The sequence below is a fragment of the Inquilinus sp. genome, assembly GCF_057815775.1.
Map to the genome: position 1 here is coordinate 1 of NZ_JBYRFX010000626.1, position 1,530 is coordinate 1,530.

Annotated in this window: 3 protein-coding genes; all 3 read right to left on the reverse strand. The window is 68.0% G+C overall.

Annotated features, from left to right (window positions below):
* Positions 1-338 (reverse strand): dihydroxy-acid dehydratase domain-containing protein (locus AC3XYG_RS21825; RefSeq protein WP_489141972.1); only part of this gene is annotated, 338 nt, incomplete at its 3' end.
* Entirely contained in the window at positions 335-1,246 is a 912-nt protein-coding gene (locus tag AC3XYG_RS21830) for an NAD(P)-dependent oxidoreductase (protein WP_489141973.1), read from the reverse strand. The genes AC3XYG_RS21825 and AC3XYG_RS21830, both read right to left, overlap by 4 nt.
* On the reverse strand, positions 1,243-1,530 hold a 288-nt coding region (locus tag AC3XYG_RS21835; RefSeq protein WP_489141974.1), incomplete at its 5' end, for a lactonase family protein. The genes AC3XYG_RS21835 and AC3XYG_RS21830, both read right to left, overlap by 4 nt.

The window sequence follows — 1,530 nt, forward strand, 5'->3', positions numbered from 1 at the left end:
GGCTGGGCGGCGATCATCTCCTCGGTGTCCATCGACATCAGGTTGCGATAGACCATGCTGGTCGGGTTCAGGAAGACCTCCCCCAGCGAGATGGTCGGGAACGGGCGGGGCAGGGCGCCGGCGGCCAGCACGCCGCGCGACACCGCCTCGACCAGGTCCGGCATGAAGCGGTGGCAGTTGTTGAAACCCGACGGCGTCATGGCGATGCCGACCACCGGCTTGTCCAGCATCTCCCGCGAGAGGCCCATCGACCGTGCGAAGGACCGGCGCAGGAACCGCGCGAAATCGGGGTCGCCATAGTTGGTCAGGCCGTTGAACAAGCCGAGCGGGGATGTCACTTGATGTCTCCGGATTTGGACGGGACGGCGCTGCGGAACTGCACACCCAGCAGGTCTTCGAACACGCGGACCATGCCGCCCTTGTCCTTGGCGCCATGGCCTTGCAGCAGGGCCGTCTGGTAGGTCGCGGTCGCCGCGGCCAGCACCGGCATCGGCAGGCCGAGATCGGCGGACAGGCCGGCGCCGCTGACGAGGTCCTTGTAGGCATGCTGCATCGGATAGCCGTCGCTGAAATGGCCCTGCAGGATGCGCGGGATGAAGAACTCCGAGGCGTAGCTGCGCCCGGTGCCGCTGTTGACGACCTCGCCGACCAGGTCGGGGTCGAGCCCCAGCTTGGCGGCCATCGGCAGCACCTCGGCCAGGGCGGCGGCGTTGATGTCGAACAGCAGCTGGTTGATCAGCTTGACCAGTTGCCCGCTGCCGGCCGGGCCCACATGCAGGATCTTGTTGCCGATGCAGTCGAACAGCGGCCGGACAGTGTCGAAGACGGTGGCGTCGCCGCCGCACATCACCGTCAGCGTGCCGTCGATGGCGCGGGCCTCCATGCCCGACACCGGCGCATCGAGGAAGCCGCAGCCGGCCTCGCCCAGCCGGCGGGCGGTCGCAATGGTCCTGGAGTATTCGCTGGTGCCGAGATCGACCACGATCCGCCCCGGTGCCAGCAGCGGCGCAAGGCCGTCGGGCCCGAACAGCATCTCCTCCACCGCCTTGCCGTCCGGCAGACACAGGAAGACGATGTCGGCCTCCGCCAGCTTATGGGCATCGGCCGTGATCTCGATGCCCTTCGCCGTCAGGTCGTCGAACGGACCGGCCTGGCGGGTGGTGGCGACGATGCCGGCTCCGCTCTTGGCGAGGTTGGCGGCGATCGGGCGTCCCATCTGGCCGAGGCCGGCGAAACCGATCTTCATGAGCCTGTCTCCTGCTGTGCCGCGTCCGCAAAGATCACGCAGACCGGGCTGCCGGTTTCGACGACCTGACCGGTCGGGGTCAGGGTGCCGGTTTCCGCGTCGATTGCGAAAAACACGATGCTGTCGCTGTCCTCATTGGCCACGATCAGCGCCGTGCCCGCCGGGTCCAGGGTGATGAAGCGCGGCTTGGCCCCGCCGCTGGGCGTCCAGGCCACCGGATAAAGCGTCGTGGTGTCGGGGCTGATCGCGAAGGTCGTGATGCTGTCGTCGCCGCGGTTGGAGAC

What these genes read in the sequence shown, in the direction of transcription:
- AC3XYG_RS21830 (WP_489141973.1), bottom strand. Translation starts at nt 1,246, where the DNA reads ATGAAGATCGGTTTCGCCGGCCTCGGCCAGATGGGACGCCCGATCGCC.